The 22,684-nt window shown below is 44.0% G+C and carries 16 protein-coding genes; 5 read left to right on the forward strand and 11 right to left on the reverse strand.

The window, feature by feature from the left end; translation table 11 throughout:
* Window positions 1–58: 58 nt before the first annotated feature.
* The 10 genes from ACLTWA_RS03355 to ACLTWA_RS03400 all read right to left on the reverse strand — a co-directional run bounded on the left by ACLTWA_RS03355 (window position 59) and on the right by ACLTWA_RS03400 (window position 12,541).
* Window positions 59–421 carry an MmcQ/YjbR family DNA-binding protein gene (locus tag ACLTWA_RS03355; protein ID WP_412326127.1) on the reverse strand — a complete coding sequence of 121 codons (363 nt, stop codon included), beginning with the start codon at window positions 419–421 and terminating at the stop codon, window positions 59–61.
* A gap of 12 nt (window positions 422–433) precedes the next feature.
* Complete coding sequence (locus ACLTWA_RS03360) at window positions 434–847, reverse strand: DUF3788 domain-containing protein (RefSeq protein ID WP_412326128.1); 414 nt, start codon at window positions 845–847, stop codon at window positions 434–436.
* 27 nt (window positions 848–874) lie between these two features.
* Window positions 875–1,204, reverse strand: a complete 330-nt coding sequence (locus tag ACLTWA_RS03365; protein WP_412326129.1) for a cupin domain-containing protein — start codon at window positions 1,202–1,204, stop codon at window positions 875–877.
* A gap of 181 nt (window positions 1,205–1,385) precedes the next feature.
* Window positions 1,386–4,412 carry a glycoside hydrolase family 2 TIM barrel-domain containing protein gene (locus ACLTWA_RS03370; protein WP_412326130.1) on the reverse strand — a complete coding sequence of 1,009 codons (3,027 nt, stop codon included), beginning with the start codon at window positions 4,410–4,412 and terminating at the stop codon, window positions 1,386–1,388.
* A 36-nt stretch (window positions 4,413–4,448) separates the two neighbouring features.
* Window positions 4,449–6,149 carry a DUF2264 domain-containing protein gene (locus tag ACLTWA_RS03375; RefSeq protein WP_412326131.1) on the reverse strand — a complete coding sequence of 567 codons (1,701 nt, stop codon included), beginning with the start codon at window positions 6,147–6,149 and terminating at the stop codon, window positions 4,449–4,451.
* Window positions 6,150–6,182: 33 nt separating this feature from the next.
* Window positions 6,183–7,364: a glycoside hydrolase family 88 protein gene (locus ACLTWA_RS03380; protein ID WP_412326132.1), complete on the reverse strand. Its 1,182-nt coding sequence runs from the start codon at window positions 7,362–7,364 to the stop codon at window positions 6,183–6,185.
* Entirely contained in the window at window positions 7,336–9,165 is a 1,830-nt protein-coding gene (locus ACLTWA_RS03385) for a glycoside hydrolase family 2 protein (RefSeq protein WP_412326133.1), read from the reverse strand. The genes ACLTWA_RS03380 and ACLTWA_RS03385 overlap by 29 nt, the downstream gene beginning before the upstream one ends.
* A 4-nt stretch (window positions 9,166–9,169) precedes the next feature.
* A complete protein-coding gene (locus ACLTWA_RS03390; protein ID WP_412326134.1) occupies window positions 9,170–10,006 on the reverse strand; it encodes a carbohydrate ABC transporter permease in 837 nt (278 codons plus the stop codon).
* Window positions 10,007–10,023: 17 nt separating this feature from the next.
* Window positions 10,024–11,091 carry a carbohydrate ABC transporter permease gene (locus tag ACLTWA_RS03395; RefSeq protein ID WP_412326135.1) on the reverse strand — a complete coding sequence of 356 codons (1,068 nt, stop codon included), beginning with the start codon at window positions 11,089–11,091 and terminating at the stop codon, window positions 10,024–10,026.
* A 100-nt stretch (window positions 11,092–11,191) separates the two neighbouring features.
* Window positions 11,192–12,541, reverse strand: a complete 1,350-nt coding sequence (locus ACLTWA_RS03400; RefSeq protein ID WP_412326136.1) for an ABC transporter substrate-binding protein — start codon at window positions 12,539–12,541, stop codon at window positions 11,192–11,194.
* 332 nt (window positions 12,542–12,873) lie between these two features.
* On the opposite strand from ACLTWA_RS03400, the gene ACLTWA_RS03405 reads away from it, so the two are divergent.
* From ACLTWA_RS03405 to ACLTWA_RS03420, 4 genes are all read left to right on the forward strand, one after another.
* On the forward strand, window positions 12,874–14,751 hold the full coding sequence (locus tag ACLTWA_RS03405) for a sensor histidine kinase (RefSeq protein ID WP_412326137.1): 1,878 nt from the start codon (window positions 12,874–12,876) through the stop codon (window positions 14,749–14,751).
* 3 nt (window positions 14,752–14,754) lie between these two features.
* Window positions 14,755–16,371: a helix-turn-helix domain-containing protein gene (locus ACLTWA_RS03410; RefSeq protein ID WP_412326138.1), complete on the forward strand. Its 1,617-nt coding sequence runs from the start codon at window positions 14,755–14,757 to the stop codon at window positions 16,369–16,371.
* A gap of 12 nt (window positions 16,372–16,383) precedes the next feature.
* The gene (locus ACLTWA_RS03415) at window positions 16,384–18,192 is read left to right on the forward strand and encodes a heparinase II/III family protein (RefSeq protein ID WP_412326139.1); all 1,809 of its coding nucleotides are present in this window, start codon (window positions 16,384–16,386) and stop codon (window positions 18,190–18,192) included.
* Window positions 18,193–18,537: 345 nt separating this feature from the next.
* Window positions 18,538–19,725, forward strand: a complete 1,188-nt coding sequence (locus tag ACLTWA_RS03420) for a hypothetical protein (protein WP_412326140.1) — start codon at window positions 18,538–18,540, stop codon at window positions 19,723–19,725.
* A 110-nt stretch (window positions 19,726–19,835) separates the two neighbouring features.
* Here ACLTWA_RS03420 and cls read toward each other — a convergent pair whose 3' ends face one another.
* On the reverse strand, window positions 19,836–21,386 hold the full coding sequence (gene cls, locus ACLTWA_RS03425; protein WP_412326141.1) for a cardiolipin synthase: 1,551 nt from the start codon (window positions 21,384–21,386) through the stop codon (window positions 19,836–19,838).
* Between the two features lie 157 nt (window positions 21,387–21,543).
* Between cls and ACLTWA_RS03430 the strand changes: the two genes are divergently transcribed.
* A complete protein-coding gene (locus ACLTWA_RS03430; protein WP_412326143.1) occupies window positions 21,544–22,650 on the forward strand; it encodes a DUF362 domain-containing protein in 1,107 nt (368 codons plus the stop codon).
* Window positions 22,651–22,684 lie beyond the last annotated feature (34 nt).

A 22,684-nucleotide genomic window follows, 5' to 3' on the forward strand; every position in this document is an offset into this window, starting at 1 on the left:
AGGGCTTTATTCCTCTGATTCCGTTACTCCGCCTTCCAATTCCCCCCTGACACTTTTCTTATATTTCAGTCAATTCCTTCTGCTGCTTTTTGGAAAGCTTTGAAAATACCAGATAATAGGACTTCTCAAGCAGGTCCTTTAACAGATTCTCAGGCACATTTCCCTCCGTTTTTACTGAATTCCAATGAACCTTATTCATGTAATATCCAGGAATAATATCTTTATACCGATTCCTTAAAAACTCACCTTCTGCCGGCTCCAGCTTTAAAGTGATCAAACGGTCGGCTCCCTGCTCATCCTTACAGACAGCAACAAACATTTTGTTTCCTATAAAATATCTGGTCCAGTTCCATTCCTCTTTAAAATCACTGGACACACCCTTCATTGCTTTTAAATACTCATCAATCCACGGATACCCCATACATTGCCCCCATCACTTTCTATTAGGTCTTCGTTTTATCATTAAAAGACGCATCATGTCCTCAAAAAGAGTCTCATCCTTTATTATAAACATCATCCACTTTCCGTCATGATACGTTGTAGCATCATCGTATACCTTCTGCACTTGGGGAGAGTAAGCCTGTCTTTCTTCTTCAAACTTCCCGCGTTCTGCTTTTCCAAAAATCACCATAAACCCAAAGCAATCTTCTCTGGCATACAAAGCGCAGAGCGTCTTACCGCCTCTGCGGTATTTATACTCGTACTTCCATGCCTTGCCGCCTTTGTTCCATTGGGTCTCCATATCGTATGTTTCCTCAATTTTCTTGCAAAGTTCCAGCCACGCCTGGTAGGACGGTTTTCCGATTAGTGAAACCATTTCTTCCTGGGAAGGAATATGCTCCAGCATAGGGATGCTCCTTTCATTTTCTACTGACTATTGCTGTGGGATCACCGCAAAAAATATCAAATCCTTATCCCCGCTATTGATCAGGCTGTGGGCATGCCCTTTGGGACAATAATGACAGACACCTGCCTCTACGGCTTCTTCCCCTCCATCATAAAGCACGGTTCCAGTCCCCTCAAGGACATAGAGTATCTCACTGTCGGCATGATGGGTATGCATTCCGATAGAAGCTCCCGGTTCTAATCTGCCCCGCTGTATTTTATTGTACTGGTCCGTAATCATTCTTGTCCTGAATTTCTTTTCCCCTCCGTGAAACTGAGGCAGTATTGCTTCCTCAATTTCTTCAAAATTGATAATCATTTCATTTCCTCGCTTTCATTATTGTACTTTGTCTGAATAAACATTCAGTTTTTCTTCTTTATTCAAATTACCACGCACAAAGAAGAAAAACAACCATTTTAAGTAAGTTTCGTTATTTTTATAAAAAAAAGAGAGACAAACAAAGGTAATCCTTCCGGCTCCTTTCCCTGTCTCTCCTGATTTATCCGTTTTCAATTATAAATTCTGTCACAAGTTCCTTTTCTCCGCTGATGCAATATTCCGGATAAACAGGTGCTCCCCAGCTGTCATCACCGCCTACGCCTCTTGTAGCACCGAGAATGTTCACAACCGTATAACGAACGGCTGGTAACTCTTCTCTGTGAGTCGCAGATTCCAGTTCCTCTGCCGTATACGGGAGTACAGAGGCATCAAAAGGCTCACGCACTGCCCGGAATCCGATGGAATGGCCTTCCTTGTCAGAAACCTTTATCCAGCGTACCCCGGTTCTGTTTCCGCACTCCTGGGGAACCAGATAACGGGATAAGTTGTTTTCCGGCGTATCCTGATAGATTCCAAGCTTTGCACCTTGTCTTCTGTCACTGTAATTTTCTTCCGGTCCCCGTCCGTACCAGGTGAAGTTATGAGCTGCTTCCGGTGTGATGAGCCTCATGCCAAAAGCAGGCAGCTCCGGAAGTCCTTGTTTCCCGTAATATACCGCCTTCACTTTAATCCTCCCGTCTCCGGTCACTTCATAGGTGACCTGAGTAACCGTTTTGGGAGTAGTGGTCAGTTCATAGGTATAGGAAACCTTAACCAGCCCTTCTTTTTCCTCCACCAGGCAGTTTTTATTGTCATACCGAGGAAACTGTCCCGCACCATACCATACAGCGCTGTCTACAGAGAATTTATTACCCTTGTCATTGTCTGTGGTCGCCCGCCAGTACACCGGCATAACCGGTCTTTTAACCCACTCCGTTCCATCATAAACGATGGAAACAATGCTGCCTTCCTGTCTGGAGAACAGAACCCGGAAGCCTTCCCCCATGACACCGATGTTTACATCTCCATAGATCACCGTAAGAGGTTTTTTACAAAGTTCTTCTGTCTCGCCTTCTACGGCTGTAACACTCTCTCCAAAGGCAATCTCAAACCCGGAATCAGCCCATAGGGTATCATGTTTTAACAGAGCGGACACCTGCCTTACATATTCACCAGCTTCCGTAAATTCCGGGACATTAACGTCAATGTGGCAGGAAGAGAAAGGCATCACCACTGCATCAAAGCATTTCTGAAAAACCGTCTCTCCATCTTTTAAAACCGCATATACAAACTCCAAATCAGATGTATCCGTAAACATTCTTCTGTTTTCCACGGTAACACCTTTGGAATCCGGAACCAGACGAATATCCTGGTACAGGAACTTCACTTCCTGTGCTTTTGGTGAGACCGTCCGGTCTGCATATATGATCCCATTTCCACAGAAGCTGTAATCGGTCGGACGGTCGCCAAAATCACCGCCGTAAGTCATATGCTCCTGCCCGTATAGATCCTTTTTCATCAGGGATTGGTCCATATAATCCCAGATGAACCCGCCCTGATACATGTCATAGCGGTCTTCCAAATCCGTATATTTATTCATACCGCCAAGGGAATTTCCCATAGCATGCATATATTCACAAAGAATAAACGGTTTTTGGGGGCAGTTTGTTAAATATTCTTCAATCTCCCGGGCTTTGGCATACATCCGGCTTTCCATATCACTGATCTGATCATAGTCCCGGTTATGAAATACACCTTCATAATGAACAAGTCTGGAGGGATCCCGCTCACGGAAGAATTCCGCCATTGCAAGAATATCCTCACCTGCGTAGGACTCGTTACCGCAGGACCATATAAGCACGCTGGGATGGTTCTTATCCCGCTCCAGCATCGATTTTGCACGGTCGACCACGCAATCCTTCCATTCCGGAAGATTCCCGGGAACATTCCAGGAAGGCTCCACCGCCCCCATCTTCTGCCAGGAGCCATGACTCTCTAAGTTGGCTTCATCAATCAAATAGATTCCGTACTCATCACAAAGCTCATACCATAAGCTCTGATCCGGATAATGGCAGGTGCGCACTGCATTGATGTTGTGACGTTTTAAGAACCGGATATCCCACATCATATCTTCTTTTGTGATGCTCCGCCCTCTCCTCACATTAAATTCATGACGGTTGATCCCGCGGAATACGATTCTTTTTCCATTTAAGTGCATGATACGGTTTTTTAATTCAAAACGCCGGAATCCAAACTTCTGAGGAACGATCTCTTTTACATTCCCCTGTTCATCCAGCAGACTTATAGTCAATTCATACCGATAGGGGTCCTCCCCGCTCCATAAACGGGCAGATGGAACACGGCCGTAAATTTCCACGGTTCTATCTGCCGGTCCTTTTTCCCATACAGCCACTTCCCTGCCTTCCTTATCTCTTAAGACAGCAGATACGCTTCCTTTCGTCTCCTCCGACAGTGTCAGTTCCGCCCGGAACAGACCATCCTTATAATCATCGGAAACATCACCATGGACAAACACATCCTCCACATGGCATTTGGGAACTGCATATACATAGACATCACGGAAAATGCCGGAAAAGCGGAAGAAATCCTGATCCTCAATCCAGCTGGCACTGCTTCTTTTATACACTTCTACTGCCAGCCGGTTGACACCGGCTTTCACCGCATGGGTGATTTCAAATTCAGACGGCGTAAAGGAATCTTCCGCATACCCGATGAACGTTCCGTTGAGCCATACATAGAAAGCAGTTTCCACACCCTGAAAGGATAGAAACTGACGCTTTCCTTTCAGGGAATCTTTCAGTTCAAATTCCCGGATATAACTTCCCACCGGGTTGTTCTCTTTGTCCGTAAAAGGAGGCCGGATATCTGCCAATCCGTCCCATGGATACATGGTATTGATGTACTGGCATCTGCCGTATCCGTTCAGTTCTATATGTCCCGGAACTTCAATATTACCAAAGCCGCTGTCATCGTAATCTTCTTTATAAAAGTCCGCCTCTCGGTCTGACGGACAAGAGGCATAAGAAAACTTCCATGTACCGTTTAAAAGCTGACAAAGCCCCATTTCCCCTTTCGAGGCTTCCTCCTCTGATTCATAATAACAATGATCGGAATGTGCCGGAATGCGGTTGACTGCAAATACCTGCGGATCTTCCAGCCACTCCGGTTTTGCTGATTTCAGTTCCATAAAGAACCCCTCCTTTAAATTATACTATGACTTTATTTACCGGACAAAGCTTGCCACCCTGGTCTCCAGGCAGACGGCCTCCCCCTTTTTGATGCGATACCACACTGCCGGAATAGAAGCATTTGGATAAAGTACATTCGTGTTAGGATCTGACTCTATGATCACGCCTTTTGCTCCCGGACCTTTTCCCGATACTTTGCAGCCCTGTTTTTTCTGAAAGACATAAGATTCCTCACCCTCTGCCTTTTGTTCATATTCTTCTGTAAACTTTTCAACAGAAAAACCGCAGTCGTAAGCCACACAGTCAAACTGGCTCTCAATCACATGAACTCTCAAATGACCATATTCCTGGGGAATAATGGTAGTGTTCACTTTAATCCCGGGGAATGGGTGCCAGCTGCTGACCACCCGGTCTTCAAACACCTCATAGGAATCACTGTATTTTCTAACAAATACATAATCATCCCCGTCAATAACAAATGCCAGGGTCGAATCAGGCGCGTTCTCATGAAGAACGATCTGGCTTCTGGCAACTGAAAAACCAAATCTGGTGGAATATGCAAACTTTGAATATTTCTCCGGCACATGACCGTGTCCATACTTCTCACATACACCGGCCGGATAAGCTGTCACATCCCCTCCGCGGCGGTGCATCAGCATATCTGCCTGCTTTAACATCTTTACCTCAGAAAGTTTTGGCAGCTCTTCTGACTTTGCGGTCCAAAACGGATGCTCATCAGCAAGTCCAAGGCATAAAAGCGTCTTCATGGCCCAGTAGGGAGAACCAGGTGCATTGTAACGTTCTGCCATAATCAGGTTTGGATAACTGTAACCAATGGTCAGGATTCCATCCCGGTCAAACATCTTCTGCTCCATCCACCAATTTAAATGACGGCAGATTATTCCCTTTACCACACCCACCGGAATGTCGTCAAGACCGGCAAATAAATAAGCCGACCAAAATGCCGCCTCTCCAAAACGGTAGGAAAGACTTCTGCCATATGGTAGTGCTGCACCATTTTCGTCAAACCAGTAAATAAATTCTCTGGCAAATATTGTGGCACGTTCTCTGAAACGCTGACACCGTTCCCGGTCTTCCTCTTCCATCGCCGCTGCATAAAACAGTCCATAGTAATGGAGAGCAAAAGAAATGTAATAATCCTTCTGGTTTGATCCGCCATCCCGGTACCAGCCTTCTCCGGTATAATAGCTATCGATTTTACCAAGTCCAGAAGCCAGCCGTTCTTCGCTGTAACGGCACCCCAGCTTCTTTAACGCAACATTAACAAGAATCATAAAGAACTGCCAGTTACAGTCAGGAATGATGTGCTCATTGATTCCGTAAAGCCAGTTTGACAGGTTTTCTTTTCCTTTTTCACCTAATGGCTCCCAGGTTTTTTCCGGAGTGAAAATCAGGCTACAGGCAATGGCTGCCATTTCCACAAACTTTTGGTCATAATCTCCAAAGCCGCCCCAATATTCCGGATGGGCCGGGTCCGTTCCGTTTTGCAGGCCTTTCAGGTAAATATCTTCAAATCCCCTTCCTCCTCCAAGCCAGAATGGTACCAGGGCCCATAAAGGACGGGAAAAGGCTTCCATCTCAATGCTGGTTTCTGGATATGTGACACCACTGTCACCCAGATGAAGCCTTGCACAGCCCTGGCTGTACAAGGGTTTTAAGGGATTGAGAACCTGAAACATCCATTGACGGAAATCCTGTTTGGATTCTAGTTTCATATAATTTCGCCTCATTTCAAATGATTTCAAATATTACCAATAAGGATTCCAATCCTTGGATAATCTGGTAAGAGCCTCCATGTAAAAATAGTCCCCCCAGATGTTGCATTCGTCCACACCTTCCGGCGTACAGGTATTGTAAGGAGACTTCTTTGAATAAGTGCTGTGAAGAACCAGACCATTGGACTCCTTTAAATCCTTTACTGCGTAATTCTCCACGACAGATGCCATGATTTTCTTAGCGATTGAGGTATAATAAGCGGCATCTTCCGCTTCCAGATACTTTGCCATCTCAAGCATCCCGCAGGCGGCAATGGACGCAGACGAAGAATCTCTTGGTTCCGTTGAGCCTTCACCAAATTCCAGATCCCAGTACGGAACCAGATCGGATGGAAGATGGTCCAGAAAGTATGCTGTCACGCGCTTAAAATCTTTAATATATTCGGACCGGCCGGTATAGCGGTAAGCCAGGGCACAGCCGTAGACGCCCCAGGCCTGCCCTCTGGCCCAGGCGGACCCGTCTCTGTATCCCTGGCAGGTAGCTCCATGATCCGGTTCTCCAGTCTCCATATTCATGAAAAAGGTATGCCAGGTAGAATTATCTTCCCTGATTACATTGGCAATGGCTGTATGGATATGCTTTTCTGCGATTTCCCGATACTTTTCATCTCCTGTTTCTTCCGTTGCCCAATATAACAGCGGAAGGTTTAACAGACAGTCAATGATGAAGCGGTAATTTTCCGGCTGGTTCATTGGGCCCCATGCCTGAATAAAGCCGCCTACCGGCTGGAACCGGCTGATCAGCTGGTCTGCCGCCTTTATGGCTGCTTCTTTTCCCAGCTCATCCCCCGCCAGTTTATAGCCTGCTACGCAGGAAGGAGAATATAAAAATCCCATATCATGATGGTCCACTTCTATCTTACGGTTGATCCGGTCCAAAAAGCTTTTAATCTGAATCTGTCCGGCTTTTTTTAACTCCTCTGCTCCATCCCATTCATAAGCCAGCCAGATCTGCCCCGTCCAGAAGCCTGTGGTCCAGTTCACATTAGGGGTCGGTTTATAAAAGCCATTTTCACTGAATGCTTTTTTAAAGGAATGTGTGAAATCCTTTAAATTATCTTTTACCTGTACCACTGCAAACTCCATAGCTTCCCGGCACCTTGCCTCCGTAAGCTCTGTTTTGTCTTTAAGCAGGGCTTCCATCGTTTTGCTCATGTTTTATTACCTCCTCATAAAAGTCCTTCATCACAAAAAATGCAGGCTTTTCCCGTTTCCGGTCCGCAGTCACAAGCCCTTTGATGTTATATCCCTTCTGATACGCACCCAGGCGCTTGGGAGTCCGGTAATCAAATAATATCCATGGTGCTGTTCCCTGAATATAATCGGTTTTCCGGAATAATGCAACCTGATTTTGATAAATCTCCTTTTGTTCCTCCTCAGACCCCCGCACATTACATACAGTCTTACCGTCTGCAAGATAGCCGTCTGCTCCGAATTCGCTTATTACCACTGGTTTATCCGGCTTTGAACCTTCTAAAATCGCATTCAGCTTTTCGTAATCCGGATCATACCAGCCATAGTATTCATTGAATCCGATCACATCCAGATGCCCTTCCAGCCGGTCGGATATTTTTAAATTTACTGCATCCACCAGACAAGCAGCCGACACCAGGCGGCTGGGATCATACGCTTTAGCAGCTTCTGCCAGCGTTCGCATAAAGTGATAGCGTTCATCTGTATCCGGATTTTCGTTTCCCACAGACCAGATCACAACGCTGGCCCGGTTGAAATCTCTGGTCATCAACTCTGCAAGCTGGTTTTTTGCATCTTTCAGGGTAAGAGGATTGGCAAAATCAATCCACCAGTAAACAGGAATCTCCTCCCATAAAAGAATTCCTTCTTCATCTGCCAGCTGTGAAGCCCACTCCGTATGAGGATAATGAGCCAGACGCAGAAAATTACAGTTCATTTCTTTGGCTTTTTTATATGCCTGACGGATATCTTCCTTTGTAACCGCCTTTCCATGCTCCTCCGTTTCCTCATGGAGACAGGCACCCCGAAGGAAAACCGGTTTTCCATTCAAAAGGATCTTTCTTCCGTCCGTCTCCACCGTACGGAAACCGATCCGGTCTTTTACTTCATCAATGATCTGTCCCTGATTGCGGAGTTTTACCAGAACCTCGTATAATTTCGGTTCTTCAAGACTCCAGAGGGTCAGCTCCTCCGATTCAAATGACGCCTGTCCCTTTCCGTCCCTTGAAATTGGAATCACCTTTTCTAAATGTAACTCAGGAATGGAAAGAACAGCTTCTTTCTCTAAGAAGCTTTCGCTGCCGCCTAAAGTTACAGAAACCTTTATCTCTTTATTATCCCGGTCTTTTAAATGAACCTTCATATCTTTAATATAAATATCCGGCACAGAAAAAATGGATACACTCCGGTAGATTCCCCCGTACAAGAACCAGTCCGTATTCTCACTGGGAACCTGGTCGTGACGTCTTTTATTATCTGCAATAACGATGAGACGGTTTTCTTCCTTTAAATGCTCCGTTATCTCCACGTTAAAAGGGGTGGAGCCGCCTTTATGAAGTCCCAGAAATGCGCCGTTTAAGAAAACCCTGGCTTCATAGGATACGGCACCGAATCGAAGAAACACATGCCCTTTTGGTTCCTCTTTAAAAAGGAACCGGCGGCTATATACCGCCGGTCCCTCATAATAAAAATATTCCGGTTTCACAAGGTTCCATACGGCCGGCACCGGGATCTCCTCCCACTCATCAAACCCATAGTCCAAAGGAACTCTTCGTCCCTCTTCATTTATTTCCTCCTCCAGAAACCATTTGGCTCTGAGACAGTTATCATACATATCTACAGAAAAATTCCAATTACCGTCTAAGGAGATTTCTTTTCTTCCTCCGGGAAACACATATGATTCTGCTTTAAACAAAGGGGACATATAATTGTCCTTATATGCATCATTATGGATATTGTCCACGAAATTTTTTATCAGCTTCATCTCATTAACCTTTCACACCAGTTGCAGCAACGCCTTCTACAAAGTGTTTCTGCAGAGACAGGAACACAATAAGAACAGGAATCAGAGAGAGTACGGACGCCGCCATAATCAATCCATATTCTGAGCTATACTGACTGATGAACATTTTAAGTCCTAACTGCAGTGTTTTCTTGGCTTCTGTCTTTAAATAGATCAAAGGGCCCAAAAAATCGTTCCAGGTATTTACAAAAGTGAATATGGTCAGGGTAGAAAGAGCAGGCTTAGATAATGGCAGCATGATCCTTGCATAGATCTGATACTCACTCATACCATCGATTCTTGCCGCCTCACACAGTTCATCCGGGATTCCCTGGTAGAACTGGCGCATCATGAACACACCGAAGGCAGAGAACGCCTGGAGAAAGATAATCGCCAGATGAGAATCGTTTAACCCGAAGTTTCTCATCATCATAAACTGGGGAACCATGTATACCTGCCACGGAACCGCAATTGTTGCGATATAAGCCATAAAAAGGGTATCTTTGTAACGGAACTTTAATTTAGCAAAGGCATAAGCTGCAAAGCTGCTGGTCAAAAGCTGCAAAGCAGTTACGATCAGCGTAATTTTGACCGTATTTAATACAAAGGTCATAAGCGGGATCTTTGTCCAGATATCCAGATAATTTCGCCATCTCGGATTTTCCGGAATCCACTGTATCGGGAAAATAAATACGTCTTTATCCAGTTTCAGGGAAGCGGAAAACATCCATGCAAAGGGAATCAGCATAGCAAATGTCAGAATGATCAAAACCACATAAAGGAGGCATTTGCTGATTTTAGAATTTTTGTTTTTTGATTTCATAACGTATCCTCCTTTTTTTAGTTTGCATACTTCTTCTCACCACGGAACTGAACCAGCGTGATGACAAGAACCATTAAGAACAACACCATAGCTACCGCACTTGCATAACCTAAATTCCAGTTACGGAATGCTTCTTCATAAATATGATAAACAAGTACCATGGCCTGGGAGCTTACAATTCCATTGGAGCCTCCTGCAAGCATATAAACAATATCATAAACCTTAAAGCAGTTGATCGTTAAGATAATCGTCACGAAAAAGGTCGTGGGCTGCAGCTGGGGCCAGGTAATATAGCGGAATTTCTGCCAGGTGTTACAGCCGTCAAGGCCTGCCGCTTCATATAGTTCTCCGTTAATCCCCTGTAAGCCTGCAAGGTAAATCACCATGTAATAGCCCATGTTTTTCCATACGCTGAACAATACGATGGTAAACATGACCCAGTGGGGATCTGCGGACCATTTGGGCAGACTCTTTGCGTGAACACCAAGATTATAAAGGATCATATTGATAGGTCCGCTCTTCATGGGACTGAACAGCATATTCCATACGGCTGCCACTGCCACAAGGGAAGCTACGTAAGGGAAAAAGCTAACGGTCCGAAAAAAATTCCTGCCTTTGACCTTCTGGTTCAGCACAACCGCTAATCCAAGAGCACACACCAGGGTCAAAGGAACCGTAGCCAAACAGTAAACAATCGTATTTATAAAGGACGATCTGAATCTCGCATTTGCAAACATATCCACGAAATTAGTAAGTCCTGCAAACTGCATCGGGCTGTTGCCATCCCATTTCATAAATGCCAGGACGAATGCAAAAATAATAGGTCCCAGTGTAAAAACTGCAAATCCAATGAAATTGGGAGCAATAAAGGAATAGGCAATCAAATTTCTCTTTTCCTGCCTTGTAAAACGCTCACCTGTCCGGACTTTTTTTATGGATTCATCTATTTTTTCGATTTTCGCAATCAGCCTGTCACGTTTTCTTGTACCTGCAGCATCCCTGAGCATAAGGCTTAAAGCATCCCGCTCTTTTTGCAAGGCTGTGATTTTTTCCTGTTTTTGCGACTCTGTTAATGTCTTCGCCATTTTGCTTATCCTCCTTTTTTCTTTATCTATTTTCAAATCAGAAGTTTCTTTAAATGAGGCGGGCTTTTCGCTGCCCGCCTCTGTTTGGTCTCTCAGACTTTTACTGGCCTAAAATTGCACTGACCTTTTCATTCATCTCAGCAATACCGTCATCTACGGACATACTGCCTGTCATGATTGCATCATGCGCTTCATTTAAAACGGTTTCAATTTCAGAATTCTTTTCATTTACTGGCATCTCAAGGTAGAGCTTTGAAGTATTAAGAGCTTCTGTGCTGGTTGAGTCATCCTTAGGGAATCCGTCTGCACTGGAAACCAGATCAGCAACTGTACTGTTCATAACCGCCGGAATGGTTCCTGTAGATGCAAGGATTTCAGCACCTTCTTTGCCGCTTGCAAATTTAATAAATTCCCAGGCAAGATCTTTATGCGGTGCATTGGAAGGTATTGCCAAAGAAGTAATGGTTGCAAGAGTGGAACCTGGCTCAACGCCCTCTGCATGAGGGTACTTTGCAATGCCCCAGTTGGAAACATCGGTATATTCACCGGTACGGATCTTCTCCATTAATGTAGAGATAAACCATGTTCCCATGTTCATCATCGCTACGTTCCCCTGTGCGAATGCACCGGAATAATGTAATCCGCTGGTCTTTAAAGTTGCATAATCCTGGCAGATGCCGTCTTCCTGCTGTTTAAGAACCATTTCATAATATGGTTTTAAGAATTCGTACTTTCCGTCAAGGATCGTATGCTTTCCGTCCAGAACACCGAAGAGCTGTACCGCAGATCTCCATGTGTGGTAATGAGCACCGTAAACTTCCTGTCCTGGTGTTTCAACAGCAAGACTTCTTGCTAACGCATCATACTGTTCAAATGTCATATCATTGGTTGGGTAGGCAACTCCTGCTTTATCAAATATATCCTTGTTATAGAATAATACCCAAAAATCATTACGGAAGGGGAGTTCATACAGCTTATCATTTATCGTTATCTGATCGGTAAGACCCTTATACTGGGTCAGATCAACATTGGATGCCTCAATATAGCTGTCCAGAGGCTCTAATACGCCTTTGTTTACAAGAGTCATATATCCAGGTACATCCTTTACCATAACAACATCAAAATCAGACCCGCTTCCTGTTAATTCTGTTGCAAGAACAGTCTGGTAATCTGTGGAACCCAGATCAACCATTTCGATTTTTACATCCGGATGCTCTTTCTCAAATGCATCAATCAGCGGTTGGTAATAAGTAGTTAGATTAATGTCCCATACCGACCATTTTAATACGGTCTTTCCATCTGCAGATTGCGTAGTTTCTGCCTGTTTTGTCTCTTCTTTGGCACCTTCTGAGGAACCTGCCGTGGATTCCTTTGCGCTTCCGGCACAACCAGCAAGACTGGTTACTACCATCGCACAGGCCAGTGCAAGACTGAGCGTTCTTTTTTTCATTGTATTCCCTCCTGATTTGAATTGATTAAAAAGTAAATGCCATATGCTACCCTGGCAATTTACCATACTAAAATTATAAATGAGATTCCTTCCATTAAGAATGGAATTTCTATTAGAAAAGCTTCACTATTTATTCATAGACTTTTTTCTAATTTTCTAAACATGTAATTTTCTATGATAAACAGTAAAATTTCTCTCTTGCATACATTTTAACCTGTTTTGCAAAAAAATACGCCTGCTTTTTCATTGACATTTTACAAGAAATAGGCTAACTTTGTAAATGATAACATAAAACAATACTGTATTAAGGAAAGAAGGGACATGTTTTTATCATGTGGAAAAGGCTTATCCCAAAAACAATCCGAGGCAAACTGATGGCTTTAACCGCTTCTGTCACGCTGGTCATCACGATTCTTACCACATCGGTCTGCTTCTCGGTCTTCCAGTCATTTTTAAGAAAAAACCAGATTCAGTCCGCTGAATTCAGTTTACAGGTTGTAAATAATAATATTGCAGCTGATATGAAGGATATCATATATTTCAGCAAATGGTGCTGTTCCAATGGAGCCATGCTGGATTATCTGAAAGCCTTTAACAGTCATACCAAATTTCCTACAGTCAATAAGGATATGGAAAATCTGCGCCCCTTAGCGCTCTCCTCTCACAACCGTTTAAAAGAAGAATACTATAATACCCGTTCCAATGAATATATCTCCAGGGTAATTGTTTCAACGCTCAATGGAAGTAACTTTCTGCAGATGGCATCATCCGCAAGCTATACCTCAGCCTATGCAGCTAAAATCATCCGGGAGCAAAGCTTCTTTGAAACACTTCATGACTCCAGGGACTTTCTATGGATCGGTCTGGTCAAAGACCCCTTTTCAGATACCAGCGGGAACATGTACATTCCCATTGTACGGCCGGTATACAATGAGTTCAGTTCTCAGATCATCGGCTGGACCTATGTGGAAGTTTCATCCCAGCTTTTTACAAATTATCTGTCCTCCTACCCTCTTCCCGATGACAGCATGCTCTTTTTGACCATCGGAGAAAAGACTTACCGCTTTCAGTCCAACGACTGGCAGGAGACGGAGTTTCCTTATAAAGATCCGGTCCGGCTGCCGGAAAATGATACCTTATCTAAGGGGACACAAGTACTCTCCGTAACAACAGACCAGGGGGAAAAGCGTATCATCGTTGAGCGTCCCGTAGACGGAATGGAAGGCTTCCTGCTGTCTCAGGTCTTATCCGAACAGCAGTTTGATCAGCAAAAGAATCTATATACTTTATTAATTCTGGGCATCTGCCTTTTTATCGTTTCTATGGGGATCCTGCTGATATTTTTGTTAAACCGGATCATTATGGAGCCCATTCATAAACTGACCGGCAAGATATCAAAAATCTCTGACGGAGACTTTTCAAGAGATTCAGCCATCGAGTGGAACCATGAGCTGGGCCAGGTGGGACGGGGCATCAACAGTATGTCAGAAAACATCCTTACCTTATTGAATAAGCGGGTTTCTGATGAAAAACAAAAAAAGGATTTAGAATATCAGATTCTTCAAAGCCAGATCAATCCGCATTTTTTATATAATACCCTTAATTCCATCAAATGGATGGCCACCATACAGAACGCAACAGGCATTGCCGATATGACCACCGCATTAGCCAGGCTGCTTAAAAATGTATCAAAGGGAACTGCTTCGCTTATTACGCTGAAAGAAGAACTGGATCTTGTAAAAGATTATTTTTTAATCCAGCAATACCGGTATGGAGGCAGTGTCTCCATTGAATATAACATAGAATCCGAAAAATTGTATGAATGTATGATCCACCGCTTTTCCCTGCAGCCCATGATAGAGAATGCACTGTTTCACGGGATTGAACCTGCAAAAACCGCAGGCAGGATCACTGTATTTGCACAGACAGAAGAATTATCAGGCAAAAAAATACTTAGGATAGATATTACGGATAACGGGATTGGTATGAGTCAGAAGATGATTATGCAGGTACTAAGCAGCGACATTGACAGCGGCAGCAACACGGAGTTTTTCCGTCATGTTGGTATTAATAACGTCAATAAACGCATCCAGTACGATTTCGGCCCGGAATATGGCATCACCATAACAAGCGAGCCGGGAAAATTCACCACCATGACCATTCGAATCCCATATGTACTTCATTCAGAAAACCAATCAACAGAAAGGTGAGTTATGAAGAAATTATTGATTGCAGACGATGAACCCCTGGTTCAAATCGGAATTAAATCCATGTTAAACTGGGCAGACTATGACATTGAAATCTGCGGAACCGCCGTCAATGGGAAAAATGCGCTTGAAATGATTGCAGAGTATTCACCGGAAATCGTTATTTCTGATATTCGTATGCCCATTATGAACGGCCTGGAACTGGCAAAAGCCAGCCGGGACACCTATGGAAGAATTCCTCTTTTTATATTTCTGACCAGCTATGAAGAATTCCAGCTCATAAAAGAAGCGATGTCTTACGAAGCCGTAGATTACCTTATCAAACTGGAACTGAACGCAGATTCTCTGTCTGAAGCAGTAAAAAAGGCCCTCTCTCGCTTAGATAGCCTGCAGGTATCAATGGAATACAAAAGCTCCGGACGCCCTCTTCTGCAAAGCTATTATGAGAAATTTTTTATGCGGCTTTTGCATAACCTGTTTGACAGTGAAGAACAGTTTTCCCTGCAAGCCAAAGATGTAAAGCTGGACTTTATAGAAAACTGCTATTTTGCGGCATTTTGCGAAATCAGGGAAGACGGGCATAAGGACATGGATTATACCAAGCTTATGAATCTGTATAACAGCACGCTGCAGATGGCAAAAGAGATTATCGGAAAACACCTTCCTTCCTATATCATATCTCTGGATATGAAACATTTTGCAGTAGTTTTCCACCTGCCCGAAGAAGAAGATTTTAACGAAGGGATCATCTCCCGCTGCTTTTCCAATGCAGCAGAAATGGTTCACAATTATTTTAATGTAACTTTATTTACCGGAGTGGGAACCCCTGTCAGCCACCCTCTAAAAATCAGCGAATCCTACCAGGAAGCGCGGCAGGCATTTTCAAAAGCCACTGAGGAAGCAGCTGTTGTCATCTTTACAGCTTCTGATACGGCTTTTATGCGCAATGCCTTTAACATCACCGTATTTAAAAATGAGATCACCAAAGCCTTTAACGAGTTTGATACTGATGTGTTATACAAAACCATGACAGAGATCATAGAATTGTTTGAATCCCATCCCATGCGTTTTTCCCAGGCAGCAGATGGAGCCTGCAACATACTTTATCTAGCCCTGTCCCTTTTGCCCGATGGAGAAAAGAACATGATGGATATCTTCTCCTCTTACAGCGACGGTTACCGTTCTATTTACCGCTTTACCAATGTGGAACAGATTTCCGAATGGATGGTCATCTTCCGGGACGGCCTGTGCAAAGTACTGAAATCCAAACGAAAGACCTACAAGGCTCATGTTATTACAAATGTTCAAAAATATATCAACAATCATATTACGGAAAAACTCAGTTTAAATGAAGTTGCAGGAATCTTCGGCTTAAGTCCTAATTATTTAAGCATATTGTTCAAAAAAAACTGCCGGCTTGGTTTTTCTGAATACATCGCCCAGGCAAAGATAAACAAAGCCAAATCACTGCTTCTGGAACAGGACATGAAAATCTACGAAGCAGCCGACCAGCTGGGATTTGAAAGTGCTTTTTATTTCAGTAAAGTATTTAAAAAGGTTACCGGATTATCCCCCCGGGAATATATACAGCAAAATACCATTAAAACTTATGATGAAAATTAAGGAGAATGCTTTATGATTACAGAATTGGCAAAAAGCATTAAAAAACCGTTATCCTGCTTTTATCCGTACCCCCCTGCCTGCGACCGAAAAGAATGGGAAGCCGTTCCGGAAGACTTAAGGGAACGTCTGGTAAAAAACGGAGAAAACTATTTGCATTTTAACTATCCTCCCATCACTGCAGTGGATTTTATGGCATTTACAAGAACAGGAAACCGAAGTGATTATGAAGACAAGCAATTTTCCAGAAGAATCGCCCTTGACCATCTTGTGCTCGCGGAATGTGTAGAACATAAGGGGCGTTTTCTTGATGATATCATTAACGGGCTTTATGTCATATGTGAAGAAAATGCCTGGCAGCTTCCGGCCCATAATTCCTATATTCGTGATACGCCTCAGTTTATACTTCCGGATGTCACACGTCCGGTCATCGATCTGTTTGCTGCTGAAACTGCTTCCGTTCTTTCCATTGCAGAATATCTTTTAAGAAAGGAACTGAGTGAGGTCAGCCCTTTCCTTTCCAAAATGATCAACAAGAACCTGGAGGAGCGTATTTTCACTCCATACCTCCAGGAACATTTCTGGTGGATGGGGGATGGGGTCAGCCAGATGAACAACTGGACGATCTGGTGCACCCAGAACATACTTCTCTCTGCATTTACCAGAGATCTTCCACAAGAAAAAAAGCGGCAGATTCTTCAAAAAGCGGTAAAAAGCATGGATTATTTTCTTGATGAATACGGGGAAGACGGCTGCTGTGACGAAGGCGCCCAATATTATCGTCATGCAGGGCTGTGCCTGTTCAATTCCCTGGAAGTTTTAAACGGAATTGCAGACCAGGCATTCCTTCCTGCTTATGAAAATGAAAAAATCAAAAATATTGCTTCCTACATCTTAAATGTTCACATTGACGGAATCTACTATGTGAATTTTGCTGACTGCTCTCCGGTTGCCGGACGATGCGGTGCCAGAGAGTTTTTATTCGGCAAAAGGACCCGGAATAAAGAACTGATGGAATTTGCTGCCTCTGATTACCAGAACAGTGAGGACCCGCTGACGGTTGATGAACACAATCTGTTTTACCGGCTGCAGACCATATTCACCCATGAGGAGATGCTTTCTTATAAGAAAAACCCTGCCATTGTCCATAAAGACGTCTGGTATGAAAGCGTTGGTATTTTTATCTCCAGGGATGAACATTATTCCCTGGCTGTTAAGGCAGGTGACAATAACGACAGTCACAATCACAATGATACAGGAAGTTTTACTATTTACAAAAACGGCAAGCCTCTTTTGATTGATGTGGGGGTGGAAACTTACAGTAAAAAAACCTTTTCTCCGGAACGGTATGATATATGGACCATGCAGTCACGTTTCCACAATATTCCTACGTTCTTTGACGGCGAAACAGAAATCATGCAAAAAGACGGTGCCGAATATGGTGCCGAACAGGTATCCTGCTATTTTGGAGCGAAAGAAAGCGGTATATCCATGAATCTGGCCTCAGCTTATCCAGATCAGCGGATTCATTCTTATATCCGCAGCGCAGTGCTTAAAAAAGGGAACGGAATTGTTATTACGGACCACTATGAAGGAGAACTGTTGAATCCAGTCCTTTCCTTAATGTTCTATGAAGAACCAATGGTATCAGAGAATTCTGTAACCATAGGAAGTCTGGGTAAACTTACGGCAGAAGGTGCCGCTTCTATAAGAAAAGAAATCATCCCAATCACCGACAAACGCCTGCAAACTGCCTGGAAGCATGATATTTACCGATTGCTGGTCTCCATGAAAGATCAGGATTTGGTTTTAACCATTCACTAGATATAAAAATTATTTATAATTAATCATCTGGAGTACTCCCCTTTGCCGGGGAGTGCTTTTTTTATAAGCCAATGGCAATGGAGCAAACAACACTCTGCATACAGACGCATTTTTATTGTATAAAGCCCTGGTTTACAGGACTTTACAGGAAAAAAAATTAAAAATCAGGCCAATCCCTTCTATGCATGATAGAAAGCAATTATGTCAGGCTGATTTTGTCTCTAACAAACTTGAGACATTATACATATCATATGTTATAAAGGAATATAAAGCCCTTTATAAAAATATACGCATCTACAAAATATTTTACAAGAAAATATTACACCTTGACAGGAGGGAGTTATAATGAATAATTGTAGAGATTGGGACGGAAATCGCGGCGGTTGCGGCGGCGGTTGTGGCGGCGGCGGTTGCTGCGTTGGACCACAAGGGCCAAGAGGATGTCCAGGACCTACCGGACCGCAAGGGCCAAGAGGTTTTCAGGGACCTCCCGGACCACAAGGGCCAAGAGGATTCCAGGGCCCAACTGGACCAACTGGACCTCAGGGTATTCCTGGACCTGACGGGCCCGTAGGACCTATAGGACCTCAGGGACCTGTAGGACCTCAGGGACCACAGGGTATTCAGGGACCGACCGGACCGACTGGGCCAACCGGTGCTACCGGTGCGACTGGTGCTACCGGTGCTCAAGGACCTGCTGGACCCGCCGGACCTGCTGGACCTACCGGACCGACCGGACCGACTGGCGCTACCGGTGCAACTGGTGCCCAAGGACCTGCCGGACCTGCTGGACCGACCGGACCGACTGGCGCTACCGGTGCAACTGGTGCCCAAGGACCTGCCGGACCTGCTGGGCCTACCGGACCGACTGGACCGACTGGTGCTACCGGTGCCCAAGGACCTGCCGGACCCGCTGGACCTGCCGGACCTACCGGACCGACTGGTGCTACCGGTGCTCAAGGACCTGTCGGACCAACTGGACCGACTGGTGCAACTGGTGCTCAAGGACCTGCCGGACCTGCTGGACCTACCGGACCTACCGGGCCAACCGGCGCAACTGGTGCCCAAGGACCTGCCGGACCCGCTGGACCTACCGGACCTACCGGACCTGCCGGACCGTCAGCACTATTCAGAGGATTACAGGCTCAGTTAACAGCTGGTACAGAAGTTGCAACCGGAAGCCCTGTTTTATTTAATACCATTTTAAGCAGCCAGAGTCCTAATATTTCTTACAACCCAGCTACAGGTACTGCTACAATAGTCGCTGAAGGAAATTATTATGTAGCTTGGTGGGTATCTACAGACGGAGCAGAAACATCCACTTATGTAGAATTTACACTTCAGGTTAATGGCGGTGGTGGCGCTTCTGCTAGTTCACCAGTAGTAACAGGACAGTTAAACGGATCAGCACTCGTTACAGTTGGTGCGATTCCTGCAACTATCCAGCTTGTTAATACAACTGGTCAAACCGTTTTCTATGGTGCAACTCCGGTTATTGCAAACATTGTTATTTTAGAAGTTGCAGAACCATAATACACCCATCCAGAAACATTCCTAAGTGGAAAACTCCAATAAAATATGCGTCGGGACCAATACTTCCGGCGCATATTCTTTGCAAAAATTTTAACTGATTCCAAACCAAACTACATAAGGGGAGCAAACAGTCTCAAAGCACGTCCTGCAAATCTCTCATACCATGGGTATTGAGACAAGTCTTCAAATGCAACTCTTCTGCTTTGAGCCAATGTTTGCTGGAAATCCCGTTCAATATCTCTGACTGCTTCATTGCAGTACAGATATGCAGCACATTCAAAGTGCAGATACAGGCTTCGGAAATCCATGTTGATGGTCCCCACCACTGCCTTTGTACTGTCACTGGTAAATACTTTTGCATGTATAAATCCAGGCATATATTCATAGATCCGGACTCCTGCCCGAATCAATTCACCATAATGGGATCTGGCAAGCAGGAACGCATATTTCTTATCCGGTATTCCCGGCATAATAATGACTGTTTCCACGCCCCGTTTCGCTGCAAAGGTAAGTGCTTTCATCATTCCATAATCAAGAATCAGATATGGTGTCATGATATGTACATACTGTCTTGCTGAATTGATAATATCCAGATATACCTGCTCCCCTACGCTTTCCCGGTCCAGAGGGCTGTCTGCATATGGAATAACAAATCCCTCCATGGGAAGTTCCAGCGGGTAAAAGTATTCGGGATCTCTTAAATATCGGCTGTAATCCTCCGGTTCCGCTTCAGAGATGTTCCACATCTCCAGAAACATCATGGTAAAGCTTGTAACTGCCTCACCCTTAAGCATGATCCCGGCATCCTTCCAGTGTCCAAACCGGACCCGCCGGTTGATATATTCATCCGCCAGATTCATACCCCCGGTAAAAGCAGTATGCCCGTCCACCACCAGTATCTTACGATGATCCCGGTTGTTCTGATAGGTAGTCAATACCGGCTTGATGGGAGAAAATATTTTGGCTTTTATTCCTTTTTCCTGCAAGTCCTTTGTATAACCATACGGAAGGAGTGTAAGGGAGCACATTCCATCATACATAAAACGGACTTCTACTCCCTCTTTTGCCTTTCGTTCCAGAATTTCAAGAATTTCATTCCACATTTCCCCCTGCTCCACAATAAAAAACTCCATAAAAATAAACCTTTTGGCTTCTTCCAGTTCTTTTTTCATAGCTGCGAACATGGTTTCCCCCAATGAAAAATATTGTACATTGGTATTCCCGTATACTGGATAATGACTGGAATTTTTAATATATCTGGCAAGATTTGCATTCTGTTTGCTCATTCTGGACAGATTTTCCATAACTCTGGGAGACTGTATTAAGTATTCATCCGTTTTTTCCATATTGACTCTTAACTTTTTATCCATCAATTTGCCAATAATCTGAAATTCCGCAAACAAATAAAAGAGAATTCCAAATACAGGCACCGCTGCAATTGGAATCATCCAGGTCAGCTTAAAAACTGGATTTTCCTCTTTATTCAATATATAAATGATAATCAGTGCGCTAAGGAGAGTAAAACCACCGTAAAAATAAGCCAGATACCGGCTTAAAAAGCGATACGCCGCAATAAGTATGACCACCTGGGCAATAAGAGCTATTGCTCCAAATGTAGTCCTTCCAAATACAACCCGCAGCATTCCCCTGAATTGCTTCATACTTGTAACCTCCATATGCAAGTACATGCAGCTTTGATATGATTCTCCTAGTTTAACACAAAAAGAATTGGAAATAAAGTACCAAATGACTTCTTGAATTCCCATATCATTTACAGTATAATGGAAAATAATAAAAATTATCAAAAGGAGACCGTCTATGGAAAAATCAAAGGTTTATTATACAAACTTTCATACCACGTTTCAGGAGAATCTTCCCCAGAAATTAAAAAGACTGATAAAAGCAGCCGGTATGCTCAATCAAATTGATTTCCAGAATAAATATACGGCAATAAAAATCCACTTCGGTGAACTGGGAAACTTATCCTTTCTGCGTCCCAATTATGCAAAAGCAGTGGTCGATCTTGTATATTCACAGGGCGGTAAGCCATTTTTAACGGACTGTAACACCTTATACGTAGGAAGCAGAAAGAATGCGCTGGACCACCTGGACACCGCTTATGAAAATGGTTTTTCCCCCTTTTCCACCGGCTGTCATGTACTGATTGCCGACGGTTTAAAAGGAACCGATGAAAGCCTGGTTCCAGTAAACGGAGAATACATAAAAGAAGCTAAGATCGGCCGAGCAGTGATGGATGCCGATATTTTTATCTCCCTTACTCATTTTAAAGGACATGAAAGCACTGGATTTGGAGGTACTTTAAAAAATATTGGAATGGGCTGTGGTTCAAGAGCCGGAAAGATGGAGATGCATAACGCCGGAAAACCTCATGTGGAGGCAGAAAACTGTGTAAGCTGTCATGCATGTGAAAAAAACTGTGCTCATAGTGCCATTTCCTTTCAGGAAAAGAAAGCTTTTATCGATCATGACCGCTGTGTCGGATGCGGCCGCTGTATTGGTGTCTGCCCAGTGGATGCAGTCCAATCTGACTTTGATGAATCCAATGATATCTTGAATTATAAAATTGCAGAATACACCAAAGCCGTGATAAAAGACCGGCCAAGCTTTCATATCAGCCTGGTCATGGATGTATCCCCCTACTGCGACTGCCATTCTGAAAACGATATCCCCATTATCCCGGATGTAGGAATGTTCGCTTCCTTTGACCCGGTTGCCCTTGATATGGCATGCGTTGACGCAGTAAACCGCCAGCCAGTGATGGCAGGCAGCCTCCTTGAAAAGCACGGTAGTCACCATCACGATCATTTTAAAGATACTCACCCGAATACCAACTGGAAATCTTCCATTGCACACGGAGTAAAAATCGGACTTGGCAATTCAGAATATGAATTAATCACGATCTGATATAGCAGAAAAGAGAGCTCAAGACCTGTGCTCT

Origin of the sequence: Lacrimispora sp. (assembly GCF_046972725.1) — a bacterium.
Classification (GTDB): domain Bacteria; phylum Bacillota; class Clostridia; order Lachnospirales; family Lachnospiraceae; genus Lacrimispora.